We start from the raw sequence: 16,104 nt of genomic DNA, 5'->3' as shown, positions 1-16,104 counted from the left end.
ATCGAGCACTCGATCCCAAGGGCAAGGCTCAAGCCTTGGTCCAACCCTCGGCCAACCGCTCCACCATCTCCCGCTGGAACGCCGTCACCGCCTCGCTTGGCTGCTGCAACTGCACGAACTCCAGCATCGGATCGTTCACTTCGGTCCTGACTCCCGCCAGTTCCTCGATGGTCGCCAGGCCGCAGAACGGCACGTAGGCCTCCGAATACCCCCCTTCGTGCACCAGCACCAGGCGCCCCTGGCACAGGCGCTCGGCGGCCTCGCGCACCAGGCGGGTCATGGCGCGGAACGAGTCGCTGTGCAGCAGCATGCGCGCCAGCGGGTCCACCGCGTTGGCGTCGTAGCCGCAGGCGACGATGATCAGCTCCGGCTCGAAACGCTCCAGCGCCGGCACCACGATGCGCTCCATCGCGTGCAGATAGGCGTCGTGCCCGCTGCCCGGCGGCAGCGGGATATTGAGGTTGGCCCCCAGCCCGGCACCACGTCCGCGATCGTCCTCACCGCTGTAGCCGGCCGGGAAGCAGCCGTCCTGGTGCAGGGAAATGGTCAGCACGTCGGCACGCTCCTCGAAGATCGACTGGGTGCCGTTGCCGTGGTGTACGTCCCAGTCGATCACCGCCACCTTGCCCAGGCCGCGTCGGGCCTTGGCCGCTTCGATGGCGATGGCGATATTGGCGAGGAAGCAGAAGCCCATGGCGCCGTCCGCCAGGCAGTGGTGTCCCGGTGGACGGGACAGCGAGTAAGCGTTGTCCACCTCGCCAGCCAGCACGGCGTCCACCGCCGCCATGGCCAGCCCGGCGGAGAGCTTGGCGATCTCGTAGCTGCCAGGGCCGATCGGCGCGTGGTGGCCGAGTTCGCCGCCGCCGGCATCGCTGAGGGCCTTGAAGCGTTGCAGGTAGCCGGAGGTGTGCACCCGCAGCAGGTCGTCCTCGCCGGCAGGCGCGGCGCTGCGCACCTGCAACTGGCGGGTCAGACCGGACACGTCCAGCAGGCTTTTCAGGCGTCGCTTGGTTTCCGGCGATTCGGCGTGGCCGGCGGCGGCCGGCGGTTGCACCCAGCCGCCTACCGGCAGGGTCAGGGCATGCAGGCCGGCGCTGTGCCAGAGGCTCAGTTCGTCGAAGAAGAAGGCAGTGGTTCGGCTCATGGTGGTTCCGTTTTTCCAGGGTAAAAAGGTGGCTGCTCAGGCGCTGCGGCGGCAACCGAGGATCAGCAGCAGGGAAGCGAAGGTGGTGATGGCGGCGCCGATCAGCAGCGACTGGAAGCCGCCGCTGCTCTCGATCAGGCGCCCAGCGATGGCCGGACCTATGGCCAGGCCGCCGCCGATCACCAGGTTGGAGGCGTTCATCAGCTTGCCGGAGCGGTCGAGGTCGGCCAGGCAGGCGAGGATCAGCGGCAGGATGAAGGTCCAGGTGAACTTGAAGGCCAGTGCCGCCAGGGCCAGGCGCGCCAGCGGCGGTTGGCCGAGCAGGAGCAGGACCGCGCCGACCATCAGGCCGTAGCCCAGCAACAACAGCAGGCCCCGCGGCAGGCGATCGCCGATCAGCGAGGCGCAGCCCGCGCCGACGATGCCCATCACCGTGGCGATGGCCAGCACCTCGCCGCTGGCTTCGGCGGAAATCCCCGCAGCGGCGCTGATCGCGCCGATGAAGGTCCATACCGCGCTGAGACTGATGTAGAAGGCGAGGATGCCGAGAATGCCGAGGGCGACCTTGCCCTTGGCCAGTTGCACCGCGTCCCCGGCGGCCTGCTCCACCACGGGCGCGCCCTGGGGGAAACAGCGGGCCAGCGGCAGGAAGGCGGCCATCAGCAGCGCCAGCAGCAGGTAGCAGGCCGCCAGCCCGTAGTGCTCGAACAGCCGAGGCAGCACGCTCAGGCCGATCGCGCCGACCACCAGCTGGCCCATCACCCACAGGCCGTAGACCCGGCTCGGGTTGGCCGTGGACGCGGCGCTGGACAGGCACACGATCATCAGCGAACCGCCGGCCAGGGCGCTGCAAAACCGCAGGGCGAGCAGCATGGGGTAGCTGGCGGCCCAGATCGACAGCAGGTTGGCGGCGATGAAGGCGATCCCGGCGACCAGCGCCGCGCGGCGCCAGTCGACGCGCTTGAGCCACCAGAAGGCGGGCAGGGTGGCCAGGCTCATGGCGCCGAGCTCGGTGGAGAACAGGTCGCCGATCTGCGATGGCGTCAGTTGCCATTGCGTGGCCAGTTGCGCGGCCACCGCCGGGGCGGTCATGAGGATGGTCGGGGTAATCGCGGCGAACAGCACGATGGCCGCGAGCAGGGCCAGGCGGGACGCGGCTTGGGGTTGGACGCTGGACAGCGGTCCGGATTGGGTATTCATGTACGTCTCCCTTGAAAAGACATAACGCTCGGATTTGGCGCAGATCGGTGTGGGAGTCCGCCCCACTTCCAGGCTGCGCTGTCGCGCAAAGAACACCACTGATCGTGGGAGCGAGCTTGCTCGCGAAGGGCCGCAAAGCGGCCCCAAAACCATCCACTTTCAGTGTGTCAGGCAAGTCGCGGACTTAAGTTTTGCGACGGCTTCGCCGCCGTTCGCGAGCAAGCTCGCTCCCACGGGGATCACTTAAATCAACAGGTTACGGGTTGTTCTATGAGAGCGTTGCGTTCAGAACACATGGACCAGACGCAAGAGCGCGTCGGTACCGTGGTAGCCGTTATCGGTAGCCACGTTCTGCGAGAGGCTGAACATCACCTGGTTCTGCTTGTCCAGCCAGTGACCCAGCTCGAAGCCCACCTGGGTGTAGCGCTTGTGGGTGTCGTCGATGCGCTGGTCGTTGATGCGCAGCTCGCCGCCGTCGGCGTGGATCAGGCGCAGGGCGCCGTAGGTGGCGGGAGTGAAGTCGTAGGACGCGAAGGCTTGCAGGCGGTAGAGCGGGTCCTGCTTGAGGTCGGCACCGAAGTAGTCGTCGTTCTTGCCGTAGAGCTGGGCTTCGAGGTTGGCTTCCAGCACCCAGTTCTCGCCGACGCCCTGGGTGTAGTTGTAGACGAAGGTTGCGCCCCAGCGGTTGGCGCCCGGCGAGACGTCGGGGTTCTGCCCGTGGTACTCGCCAACGGGCAGGGTGACCAGGGTCAGCAGGCCGCTGTAGGTGCGCGAGGCCGCGTCGTTGATGAAGAACAGTGTGCCGCCCACCTGCGGATCGCCGAAGCCGCTTTCCCCGGTGTGCCGCGTGGCTCCCGGCAGGCGCGCGTCGATATCGGCGAAGGGCACGATGAACTGCGGGGTGCACAGGGTGCCGCAGATATCGGTGAAGAACACCTGGCGGTAGGCCACGGCATTGACCTTCAGTTCGGCCTTGCCGGTGCTGTCGGCCGGGCCGTGGAAGTCGCCGGCACGGGTGGCCGGCAGGTACAGCACGCCGAGGCTGGTGCCGGAGGGCGCGCCGAAGAAGTCGCGGGCGTTGAGGTCGGCGGCGGTGGCGTGCAGGCTCGACAGGCCGCAGGCAAGCGCCAGGGCGCGGAGGGCGGTGTGGGTCATGGGCATTGCGTCTCTTCTTGGTGTTGTTGTGGGCGAATGGCAGGCAAGGCGAGGCCGTCACCGGCGCAGGGCCGGCTAGGCGAAAGGTCTGGATCAGCGCTGCAGGTCAGTCGGGCGGGGCGTGCAGCAGGTGGGCGATGCGGGTCTTATCGTTGACCCCGAGCTTGTGGTAGATGGCGCGGATGTGATGGCGCACGGTGTTCGGCGACATGCCCAGGTCGCGGGCGATTTCCTTGTAGGTCTTGCCTTCGCCGAAGCCCTGGGCGACATCGTTTTCCCGTGGGCTCAATTGCGCCAGCGGCGTGCGGGCGCGGGCGGCGAGCAGATACAGGTCGCCCACCGCCGAGGCTTCGATATGCAGGTGCTTGCCGTCATGCCCGCAGGCATCCAGCGGCACCGGCAGCCGCGGGCCGCTCCAGTCCGGCCATTCCCCCAGCAGCAGGTCGACGAAACCGGTTTCCGCGCAGTGCAGGGTGCCGCGCTGGTCGCACACGGCCAGGGCCAGGTTGCGCGACGGGGTCAGGGCTTCGCGCTTGGCCACCAGGGTGCGGATATGGTTGGCCGACACGGCGGCCACCAGGTGCAGCATGGCGTTGTCGAGGATCAGCTGGTCCTGCTCGTTGAAACGCGGTGCGCCAGGGGCGCGGTACAGGGCCAGGTGGTCGCTGAGGTGGGTCTGCGGGTCGATGGTCACCACGCACAGCAGCTCGCCGATGCCGTGGGTCTTGCCGAGCCAGTTGAGGCCGGCCCCGTTGGCCGGATCGGCCATGTCGATGATCACCGAATGGCCGGGCCTGGCATGGACGCGGCTGACGGTGACGTCGACATGGCGGATCGACTGCCAGTCCGGCAGGTAGCTGGGCGGCAGGTTGTACAGGTACGAGCTGTGCTCTTCCGGCAGGCCGTCGATCAGCGCCGCGCGGCCCCACCAGGCGCTGGTGAAGGGCAGCACCTGAGCGATGCAGTCGAGGGCGGGCCGGTGGAAACCCTCGATGTCGTGGTGCTGCGCCAGGCGCTGGAGTTCCAGGGTCATGGCGCTGAAGGTCTGCAACAGGCGGGCGGGAGCGGATGCGTGCCGGGTCATTGGCGGGTACCTCTGTGCGACTGTTCTTATTGGTTTCGTCAGGGGTTCGAAAAGGACCGGAGCGTCCCGGAGGACGTTGGCAGGGCCTGTGGAGAGTGTCGGCGCAATGCCGGTCGATCACTATCCTACAGATGCAGGATGGCAGGGTGCTTGTTCGTGGCTGCCAGGGCCGACCTGGCATTTTTGTCAGCTGTGCGTCCCGGGCGATCGGGCTAGAGTCAGGGCTCGCCGTCAATGAGGCCCGTCATGAGCGCAAGCGTCCATGCCCGCACGCCGATACTCCAGGTTCGCGACTCGCGTGGCCTGGCGGTGCGCCGGGTGGACTATTGCCGTGGTGTTGCGCAGGAGGTCGCCGAGGCGCGTATCCAGCGCTGGCAGTTCAACGCCGCGGGGCACCTTTGCAGCAGTCGCGATGCACGCCTGCACGCCACCGGCGGCCCGGCCAACCTGGTCAGCCTGCATGCTTTGAGCGGCCGCGAGGTGAGCCGTGACAGCGTCGATGCCGGCTTCTACTGCACTCTCTTCGGCGAGGCCGGGCAGGTGGTCTGGGCACAGGACGGAAAGGGCAACCGACGCGAGCTGGAGCACGACCTGCTGCTGCGTCCGCTGGCGCTGTTCGAACAGGAACCGGGCCAGACGCGCCAGTGCAGCGAGCGTCAGACCTATGCCCCGGCCGATCCGGCGTTGGCGCCCGGCAATCTCTGCGGGCGGCTGGTGCGGCATGACGATACGGCAGGCTCCCGTCAGCTGAATGACTACGCCTTGGGCGGCCAGGTCGCGGGCGAGTCGAGGCGATTCCTCGTCGACGACGCCTGGCCGGACTGGCCGCTGCCGCTGGACGAGCGCGATGCCCTGCTGGAACCGCAAGCGGCGCTGAGCCGATGGCGCCACGGCCCGCTCGGCGATGTCTTCGAGCAGACGGACGCTGCCGGAAATCGGCAACGGGTCGGCTTCACCCTGGCCGGCCAGGTGCGCGACATACAGCTATCCCAGGCCGGCGAGCCAACCCCCAGGATGCTGGTGACGAAAACCCGGCATGACGCCTTCGGTCATGTCGTCGAGCGAGTGCTCGGCAATGGCGTGACCCTCAGCCGCCAGCACCGGGCACAGGACGGGCGCCTGATGCGCCTGGGCAGCCGTCGCGGCAATGGCGACTGGCTGCAGGACCTGCATTACGACTTCGACCCCGCGGGCCTGGTGCTGTCGATCACCGACCAGGCGATACCGCTGCGCCACTTCGCCAACCAGCGCATCGAGGCGCGCAGCGAGTACCGTTACGACAGCCTTGGCCAGTTGCTCGAAGCGACGGGCCGTGAAGCCGGCGCGCGCGGCCAGGGGCCGGACGGGGCGCTGGATCCCGCGGCGATGGCCAACTACCGCCAGACCTATCGCTACGATGCCGGTGGCAACCTGCTGCAACTGATCCATGTCGGCGCCCAGGCCCATGGCCGTGAACTGATGGCGGCGGCGGGGAGCAATCGCTGCCTGGCGCTGGTCGAGGGCCGGCCGCCGACGGAGGAGGACTTTGCCGCCGCCTTCGACGCCAATGGCAATCCTCGGCAGTTGCAGCCCGGCCAGGTGCTGCACTGGGACCGCCGCAACCGGTTGGCCGGCACCGATCAGGAGCGTTACCACTACGATGGTGTGGGGCAACGCCTGCGCAAGTGGCGGTCGCAGGTGGTGGCCGGGCGCAGCGTGGTGGACGAGGTCCGCTACCTGCCCGGTGTCGAACGGCATCGGCGCGGCGCCAGCGGCGAGTGCTTCGACGTGCTGGTGGTGGACACCGATGGTGTCGGGATCCGGGTGCTGCACTGGCAGGCCGGGCGGCCGTCGGACGTGCCGCAGAACCAATACCGCTATGCGCTGGGCGATCACCTTGGCTCTACCAGCGTGGAGCTGGACGGCGAGGCCGGGCTGATCAGCCGGGAGGGCTATTACCCCTTTGGCGAAACAGCCTGGCACGCGGCGCGCAACGAAGTGGAAGCGGGTTACCGCACGCTGCGCTACTCCGGCAAGGAGCGCGATGCCAGCGGGCTGTATTACTACGGCGCACGCTATTACCGGGCGGACTGGCAGCGCTGGCTGAACCCGGACCCGGCGGGGGCGGTGGATGGCCTGAACCTGTATGCGATGGTGGGGAATTCGCCGGTGAACCGGCGGGATGTGCAGGGGACTCGTGGATTCGACGTGCTCGACGATGCGCAACATCAGTGGCTTGCCCAGGGCGCGGACGTCCGGGCTTCGGCACTGGCGGACTTCCCGGCGGATCTTCAGGGCGCCGTCAGGCAAGGTTTGCTGACCGGCAAGGTATTTCTGAACAATGCCATAGCGGCCCTGGATGGAGGTTCTGGCGAGTCAGTGAGCCAGGCACTGCAGTCCACGTTTGGAATTACCGATTTTCAATCAGATGCGGCGAGACAATCGTTGTTGGCCGAGCTGCGTGGCGTACTCGGTGAGTCGCGTGACTACCAGTCGAAGCTGGAGCAGGACGAAAGCTGGCGCCTGTCGTTGATTCACTCGGCACATGTTGGAGGGGCCGGGGTGACAGGGCTGTCGCGAAACCGTGGTGTGCGAATAGGATTCGATGAGGGATTGTTGCGCGGCAACGTCATCGACCGGGCGATGACCTTCACCCACGAGAGTTTCCATGCGGTGTCGCTTGGGTTGTTGTCCACCAGCCCCATGGATATCGTTTCGGACTTTTTCTACAGCACGCCACCGCTGACCCGGACCGGCAGCATTCCCGCGATGATGGATGCGACCCATCATCTCTCGCGCAGAATCATCAGCAGCGGGCCTGACGAAGCGGCGATGTCCGGGGCGGACCAGCAGCGCTACGTTCAACTGATCGAACGCGAGTCCGAGCGGCTGGGCCTGAAGCCACCGGGTGACGCGGAGGAGCGCAGGCAGTACTTCGTCACTCATCCCCAGATCCGCCAGACCGTGGTCATGAGGAACGCCGCTTCGCTGACCGGGTTCGTGCTGATGCTGCAACGTCGGCCTGCTGCGCAAAAACGCGGAGTCGTGTGATGACTGTATTGGTTTGCCGAGGTTTGATGGTTTTCCCTACCTCGCCTCCAGCCCGCTCAGGAAAAGCCTTACTCCGCTAAAGATCGGCCATCCGGCGACGATCAATTGAGTCAAATGCGCCAGCGGTGGTCATATGACTGGCGTTGAATACGCTTGATCCTCTCGCTCTCCGGATTCCTGTATGCCTACCGTTTCCCGGGCCTTCGCCAGCGCCCTGATCACTGGACTGGGCGGCTCCCAGCCTGCCGTCCGCGACCTCTGCCAGCGCCTTGCCGAGCCGCTGCTGGCGGCGTCCGGTCCCGACTTCATTCCCCTCGCGACCCTCGACGGCGTGTTCGCCCAGGCCTGCCTCCTCAGCGGTGACCCGGCCATCGGCCTGCGCGCCTTCGACTACGCCCATCCGGCCAACCTCGGACCGCTGGGCTACGCGGTCATGTCCAGCCCGACCCTGAAAAGCGTGCTGGTCAGCCTGGCCGAGCATCATCAACTGGTGGGCACCGGCTTCTGCCTGTTCGTCGAGGACCGGGTCGAGGGCGTGCGCCTGGTCGGCGTGCAGACCAGCCCCGGACAGCACGCGCTGGCACGGGTATTCATCGACGCGGTGGCGGCGATCACCCTGGGCTTGCTCAACTGGTTGGTACCGGGGCGCACGATCCGGCCACTGCGTGCCGAACTGAGTTATGCGCAGCCTGCCGATGAGCGGGTTGCCGAGCGGGTCTACGGCGCGGACATCCGGTACGGCGCGGCGCAGAACGCCTTGCTGTTCAGCCATGCCGATGCCGCCCTGGCGGTCGCCAGCCACGACCCCATGCTGCATGCCGTGCACAGCGAATACCTGGCGCGCTGGCAACGCCAGGTCGGCGGCGATCGCCTCAGCCTCAAGGTGCGCAGCGTGATCAGCGAGCAACTGGGCCAAGGCCGCGCGGTGACCCTGGCAGCGGTGGCCGAGGCGCTTGTCCTCAGCCCGCATCGCCTCAGCCGCGGCCTGGAAGGCGAGGGCCATAGCTTCCAGCGCCTGCTCGACGAGGTGCGATTGCGCGACAGCCACCATCTGCTGCGCAACAGCGAGCTGAGCTTCAAGCAGATCGCCTACCAGGTCGGCTTTCGCCACCAGAGCGCGTTCAACAAGGCCTGCGAGCGCTGGTTCGGCATGGGGCCGGGGCGCTATCGCGAGCAGGGACGGGCCTGAGCGGTTTTCGTTTATCCCCGGGGCGCATTCATTTATCCCTCGATGCGCTGCCGGTTTCGGCTCGGGAAAAACCGGCCACACTGTCACGCACACGTTTGCGCAGCCGTTGAAGGACCTTCCGCCCGCATGTCCGGTTTCACTCCCACCCTGACTTACTGCCTGTTGTTCTTCCTGCCCGTCCTGCTCGTGGTCGGCTGGCGTCTGCGCGTGCGGCTGCGCCGCCAGCGCGCCGAAGCCCGGCACCTGCGCCAGCGCAGCGAACAACTGCAACGGGACAGCCAACGCTGCCTGGGCGAACTGCGCGAGGAACTGGCGCAGCTGGCCGAACTGGCACACCAGGTCGGTGCCCTGGGCAACGAGTGCGACACGGCACTGCAACAACAACAGCGCAAGCTGGACCAGGTCGGCGCGGCACTGGTGCAGATCAAGGTGGAAAGCCGGCAACTGGAAGACGATGCTCGCCTGGTCGGCAGCGAGTCGCGCCAGTCGATGCGTCTGGCGACCCAGGGGCAGGCCGGGATCAGCGCCACCCTGATGGCTTTTCGCTGCGTTGAGCGCCGGGTACAGGATGCCGCGCTGACGCAGGCCGAGCCGAGCCAGGAGCTGCGGGTGCTGACCCGCCAGGGCCGCGACCAGACCTACGACGCCAACCTGGCCCTGGCCGGGATCACGGCGGCGGCAAGCACCATCGAGGAGCGTGCGCTGTCCATCGGCGTCGCCTGCGAGGCCCAGGCGCGCGGGGTCGAGGCCCTCGACGCGGCGCTGTCGGATGTGCAACGACTGGCCTTTGCCTCGGCCTGGCGTTCGCGCCAGGCACGTGCTGCCAGCGAGGCCCTGCTGGACGGGGCACAGCGGCTGGAAGCACGGATACATGACCTTCAACAGGATGACGGAGGTACACATGCTGCTGTTCAAGAATCTGCTTCGGCATTACCACGACCTGATGAAATGCCTGGCCCGGGAACCTGCGCCCGCTGACCGCGAGTCCGCGCAGGCGCTGGTCGAGGCCCTGCGTCAGCTGGCCGAGGAGGCCGACCGTCTGGAAGCACAGTTGCGCCAGCTGACCGAGAAATCGCAGCGGCGCCAGCACCCGTCGGGGCCGCCAACGCTGCGCCTGGTGCGATCCAGGGGGCTGCCGGAGTCGCCGGGGAGCATCAAGAAGGTATGAGCGCCTGCCAAGGTCAGGCAATGATCCCCATGTATTCCCGTGCCAGCCCCAGGTATTCCTCGGCCCGGCTGTACTTGGCCACCAGTTCCGCAGGCTTGGTTTCACGCTCCGTGGCGAGTCCGCGCTGGGCCCGCAAGGTATCGTAGGTGGCCTTGATCGCCGCAAGACAGGCCGCGTGCCCATCGACCACGACCCGTACACCACGCCCCGCCAGTCGCTGTTCGTCCCAGTGTTGCTGGCCCGCGTAGGTGACCAGCATCAAGGGCACCCGGATGCCTTCGGCAATGGCGTCGAGCTGCTCGAAGTCGCGCACGCCCACCAGGCAGATCCCGTCCGCCCCGGCCGCCTGGTAGGCCAGGGTTCGCTGGACCACCTGTGCCAGTGACTGCACGCCGGCATGGGTCCTGGCGATCAACGCCAGGCTTTGATCCTGCCGGGCCCGCTGTGCCGCGCGCAGCTTGCCGACGGCTTCGTCGACACTGATCAGTTCCGACAAAGGCTCCTCGAAACGTGCTGGAAGCAAGGTGTCTTCGAGCGTCATTGCGGCGACCCCAGCCCGTTCCAGTTCGACGACGCAGCGCATGACATTGAGGGCATTGCCATAGCCGTGGTCGGCATCGGCGATCACCGGCAGGCGTGCGACCCGGCCGATACGGGTGGCCTGCTCGACAAATTCGCCGAGGCTCAGCAGGGCGATGTCGGGCGCGCCGAGAACCTGTAGCGAGGCTACCGAACCACCGAGGATGCCGACCTCGAATCCCAGGTCGGCAGCGATGCGTGCGCAGAGTGGGTCGAACACCGAGGCGCTGCGATGGCAGACCTGGCCGGCGAGCAGGCCACGGAAGGTCTCGCGCAGTGCGTGATGACTGGCTGGATACATGCTGATCTCTCGTTGTTTCGTGAAAGACAGGAGTACCGGCCAGGGCGACGTGGACCCTGGCCGGTTCCGACCTACTTGATGAAACGCACCTGGGCGTTGATCTTCTCGATCACCGAGCCCTTGCGTTCGTTGAAGCGCTGCTTGTTCTGTTCGAACAGGTTGTTGCCCTTGGCGTCGATGGAGATGATCAGCGGACCGAACTCACGCACGCGGTTGACCCACAGGGTCTCCGGCATGCCCAGGTCCTGCCATTCCGCGCGTTCGATTTCCTCCACCTTGGTCGCCGCCAGCACCGCGCAGCCACCGGGGAATACCGCGTGCACGGCCTTGTTCTCCAGGCAGCCGGTAGTGGTTTCCGGGCCCATGCCACCCTTGCCGACGATCAGCTTGACGCCGGTCTGCTCGATGAACGCCTTCTCGAATTTCTCCATGCGCATGCTGGTGGTCGGGCCGATGGAGACCATCTCGAAACTGCCATCGTCCTTCTTCTTGACGATTGGCCCGGCGTGGAAGATCGCGCCGCCGCGCAGGTCCACCGGCAGCTCGCGGCCCAGTTCGATCAGGCGGCGGTGCGCGACGTCGCGACAGGTGACCAGCTGGCCAGTGAGGTAGACCACGTCGCCCACGTTGAGGCCGGCCAGGTCTTCGTCTTTGATCGGGGTGGTCAGGATCTTTTTCACAGAACTACACCTTCATGGGAAAGGATGTCGTAGGACAGGTCGGCATTGATGCGGATCTTGCCGCGGCGGTGGGCCCAGCAACCGGTCGACACGGCTACGCCGATGGTCGACGGGTGTCGTGCCGAGGACTCGATGTTCACCCCCATCACGCTGCTGTTGCCGGTCAGGCCTTGCGGGCCGATGCCGATTTCGTTCAGGCCTTCTTCCAGCAGCTTCTCCATCAAGGCGGCGCTTTCGTTGGGGTGGCTGGAGTCGACTTCACGCAGGATGGCGCGCTTGGACAGACGTGCCGCAGTCTCGACCGAAGTGGACACGCCCACGCCAACCAGCAAGGGCGGGCAGGCGTTGATGCCGCGGGAGGTGATCACGTCGAAGACGAACTCGGTCACCCCCTCGTAGCCTTGGCCTGGCATCAGCACCTTGGCCGAGCCGGGCAGGGTGCAGCCGCCACCGGCCATGTACACGTCGACGATCGCGTAGTCGGCGTCGGGGATGATTTCCCAGTCCAGCCACGGGATCTTCGAGCCGGTGTTGGTCCCGGTGTTCTTCTCGACGAAGGTCTCCACGGCGTTGTGCCGCAGCGGGCCCTGGATGGTCGCCTCCTTGGTGGCGTTTTCCAGGATGCTTTCCATCTCGCCCAGCAGCGGGAAGCGGGCACCGGCCGAGATGAAATACTGGATCACTCCGGTGTCCTGGCAGCTTGGGCGGTTCAGCTTGTCGGCATAGTCCTGGTTCTCCGCCATGGAGTCATAGACGGCGATGGCCAGGGGGTTGGTTTCCGCTGCGCGCAGCTTTGCGGTCTTGGCCTTCACGTCCTTGGGCAGGCGCTTGCCGATGTAGGCGGTGAATTTCGCCAGGGTGTCGGTCAATGATTGAACGGCTTCTTCTCTTTCCACGGTTTATCTCCTTACGGCATCACAAGGCTGTCGGGTTCGGGTGCGGGTCAGGCACCGCTGGCGGTGGTCGCCGGTTTCACGGTGTGGGGGTTTTGCAATACGCAAGCGGGTTCGCTGACTTGCGCATCGGGTTCGGGCTGGCCGTCGAGCACGCGCTTGAGTCGGGCGCTATCCAGGGCACCGACCCACCTGGCGATGGCCAGGGTGCCGACGGCATTGCCGATGGTGTTGGTGATGGCGCGGGCCTCGGACATGAAGCGATCGACCCCGAGCAGCAGGACCATGCCCGCCACCGGGATGCTGCCCAGGGAGGCCAGGGTCGCGGCCAGGGTGATAAAGCCGGAGCCGGTGACTCCCGCCGAGCCCTTGGAGGTCAGCAGCAGTACGCCGAGGACGATCAACTGGTCGGTCAGGCTCAGCGGCGTGTTGGTCGCCTGGGCGATGAAGATCGCCGCCATGGTGTAGTAGATGCACTGGCCATCGGGGTTGAAGGTCAGCCCGGAAGGAATCACCAGGCCCACCACCGGCTTGGAGACCCCGGCCTTTTCCAGCTTGCCCATCAACTGCGGCACGACCGACTCGGACGAACTGGTGCCGAGGACGGTGAACAGCTCTTCCTTCAGGTACCTGAGGAATTTCCACAGGCTGAAGCCGGACAGGCGGGCAACGAAGCCCAGCACGATCACCACGAACAGCAAGCAGGTGATGTACATGGTCGCCACCAGCTTGCCGAGTGAGGCGATCGAGCCCAGCCCGTACTTGCCTACGGTAAAGGCCATGGCGCCACAGGCAGCCAGCGGGGCGACACGCATCACCATCCCGACGATGTGGAACATGCCATGGGAGAAGCTTTCCAGCAGGTCCACCACTGGCTTGCCGCGCTCGCCCAGGTGCGCCAGGGCGATGCCCAGCAGGGTCGAGAACAGCAGGATCGGCAGGATCTCGTTCTTGGCGAAAGCATCGGTGACGCTGGCCGGGATGACATGCAGGAGGAAGTCGGTGAAGCTGCCGGAGCCGGCCGTTGCCGCCGAGGTGTAGCTGGCGATGCTCTTGGTATCCAGGGTCGCCGGATCGATGTTCATGCCCTGGCCGGGCTGCACCAGGTTGACCACCACCAGCCCCAGGACCAGGGCAAAGGTGGAGAGCACCTCGAAGTAGATCAGTGCCCGTGCGCCGACCCGCCCCAGTTCCTTCATGTTTTCCATCCTGGCGATGCCGAGGACCACCGTGGCGAAGATGATCGGCGCGAAGACCATCTTGATCAGCTTGATGAAGGCATCGCCCAGGGGCTTGAGGTCGACGCCGACTTCGGGCCAGAACACCCCGAGGGCAATACCGAGGCTGACGCCGATCAAAACCTGTACATACAACTTGCCTAGAACTCTCATGGCCGTATTTCTCCGCTTTATTGTTGTGAGTCGGATTTTTTCTTGTCGGCCGGACGTATCCCGCGGCTGCGATCAGGCAAATCGCGGCTGCGGGATAGCCCAGGTTTCGTGGGGTTAATCACGGGAGGAAAGGTAAGGTTTTTTCAGGAATGTGGTAATACAATGAAATTCACTTCATTGTTTACCTGAGGTTACTAATGGGTCCGGTCTCGGAATTGGCCTTTTTTGTCCACCTGGTGCGGGTGGGCAGCCTCGCGGCCACGGCGCGGGAGATGAACCTGACGCCGCCTGCGGTTTCCAAGCGTCTCGCGCAACTGGAGCAGCGGCTCGGGGTGCGTTTGCTCAATCGCACCACGCGCAGTATCAGCCTCACCGCCGAGGGCGAGCTGTACCTGGTCAATGCCCAGCGCATCCTGGGCGAGATCGAAGAAATGGAGCGTCAGGTCTCGAGCAGCCGGTCCGAGCCCAAGGGCCTGTTGCGGGTCAATGCACCGCTGGGCTTCGGACGCTCACATGTCGGTCCGGCGATTTCCACCTTCGTGCAACGGCATCCGGAAGTGGAGGTGCAACTGCAGCTCACTGATCGGCCGATCAATCTGCCGGACGATGCCACCGACGTTGCCATCCGCTTCGGCGATCTGCCGGACTCGCGGCTCATCGCACGCAAGATCGCCAGCAACCGGCGACGCTTGTGTGCATCGCCGGCCTATCTGGAACGCCACGGCGTCCCCCTGACGCCCCGGGACCTGGCGGATCATGCCTGCATCGTCCTGCGCCAGAACGACGCGGCCTTCGGCAGTTGGCGTCTGAGCCGCGGCAAGCAGGTGCAATCGGTGAAAGTGCATGGAAGCCTCAGTACCAACGACGGCGAGGTGGCACTCAACTGGGCGCTGGAAGGGCATGGCATCCTCATGCGCGCTGAGTGGAACCTGGCCCGCTACCTGCGATCCGGCGAGCTGGTGGAAGTGCTGGGCGACCATGAAACGCCGCCGGCGGATATCTACGCGGTCTATCTGGAGCGGCTCAATCTGTCGGCCAAGGTGTCGTTCTTCATCGAGCACCTGCGCGACTTCTTTCAGCGCAATGCACAAGGCCTGGAAGCCTGGCAGTAGGGAAGGAAAAATATCGTTCGCCTGCAGGAAAATCATCGGTTGGCACGTTCGGCGGCTAGGGTAAGGTGATGGGCCAGATGTCTTACCACGCTGCGGGACGGAGTCGGCAGCCAGCCAGGAGAGGTACACGTGGCTTCCTACACCTTGCGACAACTCAAGTACTTCGTCACCACCGTGGAGGCCGGCAGCGTTGCCGAGGCTTCGCGCCAGCTGTACATCGCCCAGCCGTCGATTTCCACGGCCATCAAGGGGCTGGAAGAAAGCTTCGGCGTGCAGCTGTTCATCCGCCATCACGCCCAGGGCGTGTCCCTGACCCCCAGTGGCAAGCGCTTCTACAACAAGACCAAGGCCCTGCTGCAGATGGCCCGGGAGTTCGAGCAGAACGCCCTGGCCGACAACGACACCGTGGCCGGGCAGATCGATATCGGTGTGTTCGAGACGGTCGCGCCGCTGTACCTGCCACGGCTGATCGCCGGATTCCGCCAGCGCTATCCCGGCGTCGACATCCGCCTGCGCGACGGCGAGCAGCAGGAACTGATCCAGGGCCTGACGTCCGGGGCCTTCGACCTGGCCTTCCTCTACGACCACTACCTGGACAACACCATCGAGACCGAGCCGCTGATGCCGCCGCAGAAGCCCTATGTGCTGCTGCCGCACAAGCACCGCTTCGCCAGCCAGAGCCAGGTGTCGCTGCGCGACCTGTGCCCGGAGCCGATGATCCTGCTGGACGTGGCGCCGAGCCGCACCTATTTCGTCAGCCTGTTCAACGAGCTTGGGCTGACGCCGAACATCGTCTTCAGCTCTCCGTCGATCGAGATGGTGCGCGGCATGGTGGGGCAGGGCTTCGGCTTTTCCCTGCTGGTGACGCGGCCCAGTTCCGAATGCACCTATGACGGGCAGAAGGTGGTGGCGGTAGACATCACCGAGCCGGTGGAAACCTCGGGGCTGGTGGCGGCGCGGCTCAAGCGGGTGCAGTTGACCCGGCCGGCGCAGCTGTTCGTGGATTTCTGCCGGGAGGAGCTGGCGCGACTGGGTTGAGCATGGGTATCGATATATCTCGTCCCGAGCTGAATATCGGAGCCGACAAGGCAACGCGGACCCTGTGGGAGCTGGCTTGCCAGCGATAGCGGTAGTGAATTCACCAACGTCATCGCTGGCAAGCCAGCTCCCACAGGGTT

The 16,104-nt window shown here is 65.8% G+C and carries 14 protein-coding genes; 6 read left to right on the top strand and 8 right to left on the bottom strand.

What is annotated here, in order from left to right; translation table 11 throughout:
- Positions 1–28 precede the first annotated feature (28 nt).
- The 4 genes from V0R59_RS18120 to V0R59_RS18105 form a co-directional block, all read right to left on the bottom strand.
- A complete protein-coding gene (locus V0R59_RS18120) occupies positions 29–1,144 on the bottom strand; it encodes a class II histone deacetylase (protein ID WP_330075838.1) in 1,116 nt (371 codons plus the stop codon).
- 36 nt (positions 1,145–1,180) lie between these two features.
- Entirely contained in the window at positions 1,181–2,344 is a 1,164-nt protein-coding gene (locus tag V0R59_RS18115; RefSeq protein WP_330075837.1) for an MFS transporter, read from the bottom strand.
- 285 nt (positions 2,345–2,629) lie between these two features.
- Positions 2,630–3,499 carry a transporter gene (locus V0R59_RS18110; RefSeq protein WP_375547388.1) on the bottom strand — a complete coding sequence of 290 codons (870 nt, stop codon included), beginning with the start codon at positions 3,497–3,499 and terminating at the stop codon, positions 2,630–2,632.
- A 106-nt stretch (positions 3,500–3,605) separates the two neighbouring features.
- Entirely contained in the window at positions 3,606–4,583 is a 978-nt protein-coding gene (locus V0R59_RS18105) for a helix-turn-helix transcriptional regulator (RefSeq protein WP_330075835.1), read from the bottom strand.
- A 246-nt stretch (positions 4,584–4,829) separates the two neighbouring features.
- Between V0R59_RS18105 and V0R59_RS18100 the strand changes: the two genes are divergently transcribed.
- The 4 genes from V0R59_RS18100 (at position 4,830) to V0R59_RS18085 (ending at position 9,970) form a co-directional block, all read left to right on the top strand.
- Positions 4,830–7,613: an RHS repeat domain-containing protein gene (locus tag V0R59_RS18100; RefSeq protein WP_330075834.1), complete on the top strand. Its 2,784-nt coding sequence runs from the start codon at positions 4,830–4,832 to the stop codon at positions 7,611–7,613.
- Between the two features lie 181 nt (positions 7,614–7,794).
- Positions 7,795–8,802 (top strand): AraC family transcriptional regulator, encoded by a 1,008-nt coding sequence (locus V0R59_RS18095; RefSeq protein WP_330075833.1) that lies wholly within the window; start codon positions 7,795–7,797, stop codon positions 8,800–8,802.
- A gap of 126 nt (positions 8,803–8,928) precedes the next feature.
- Positions 8,929–9,780, top strand: a complete 852-nt coding sequence (locus V0R59_RS18090; protein WP_330075832.1) for a coiled-coil domain-containing protein — start codon at positions 8,929–8,931, stop codon at positions 9,778–9,780.
- Positions 9,704–9,970, top strand: a complete 267-nt coding sequence (locus V0R59_RS18085) for a hypothetical protein (RefSeq protein WP_330075831.1) — start codon at positions 9,704–9,706, stop codon at positions 9,968–9,970. The genes V0R59_RS18090 and V0R59_RS18085 overlap by 77 nt, the downstream gene beginning before the upstream one ends.
- 13 nt (positions 9,971–9,983) lie before the next feature.
- Here the strand turns inward: V0R59_RS18085 and V0R59_RS18080 are convergent, their stop codons facing one another.
- From V0R59_RS18080 to V0R59_RS18065, 4 genes are all read right to left on the bottom strand, one after another.
- Complete coding sequence (locus V0R59_RS18080) at positions 9,984–10,850, bottom strand: isocitrate lyase/PEP mutase family protein (RefSeq protein WP_330075830.1); 867 nt, start codon at positions 10,848–10,850, stop codon at positions 9,984–9,986.
- Positions 10,851–10,921: 71 nt separating this feature from the next.
- Positions 10,922–11,530: a L(+)-tartrate dehydratase subunit beta gene (ttdB, locus tag V0R59_RS18075; protein ID WP_330075829.1), complete on the bottom strand. Its 609-nt coding sequence runs from the start codon at positions 11,528–11,530 to the stop codon at positions 10,922–10,924.
- On the bottom strand, positions 11,527–12,426 hold the full coding sequence (ttdA, locus tag V0R59_RS18070; protein WP_330075828.1) for a L(+)-tartrate dehydratase subunit alpha: 900 nt from the start codon (positions 12,424–12,426) through the stop codon (positions 11,527–11,529). The genes ttdB and ttdA overlap by 4 nt, the downstream gene beginning before the upstream one ends.
- A gap of 47 nt (positions 12,427–12,473) precedes the next feature.
- Complete coding sequence (locus V0R59_RS18065) at positions 12,474–13,814, bottom strand: dicarboxylate/amino acid:cation symporter (RefSeq protein ID WP_330075827.1); 1,341 nt, start codon at positions 13,812–13,814, stop codon at positions 12,474–12,476.
- 197 nt (positions 13,815–14,011) lie between these two features.
- On the opposite strand from V0R59_RS18065, the gene V0R59_RS18060 reads away from it, so the two are divergent.
- Entirely contained in the window at positions 14,012–14,926 is a 915-nt protein-coding gene (locus V0R59_RS18060; protein WP_330075826.1) for a LysR family transcriptional regulator, read from the top strand.
- 129 nt (positions 14,927–15,055) lie between these two features.
- Positions 15,056–15,964, top strand: a complete 909-nt coding sequence (locus tag V0R59_RS18055; RefSeq protein ID WP_330075825.1) for a LysR family transcriptional regulator — start codon at positions 15,056–15,058, stop codon at positions 15,962–15,964.
- Positions 15,965–16,104: the final 140 nt, after the last annotated feature.

Origin of the sequence: Pseudomonas ulcerans (assembly GCF_036324125.1) — a bacterium.
GTDB classification, from domain to species: domain Bacteria; phylum Pseudomonadota; class Gammaproteobacteria; order Pseudomonadales; family Pseudomonadaceae; genus Aquipseudomonas; species Aquipseudomonas ulcerans.
This window is presented reverse-complemented; position numbering and strand designations above follow the sequence as displayed.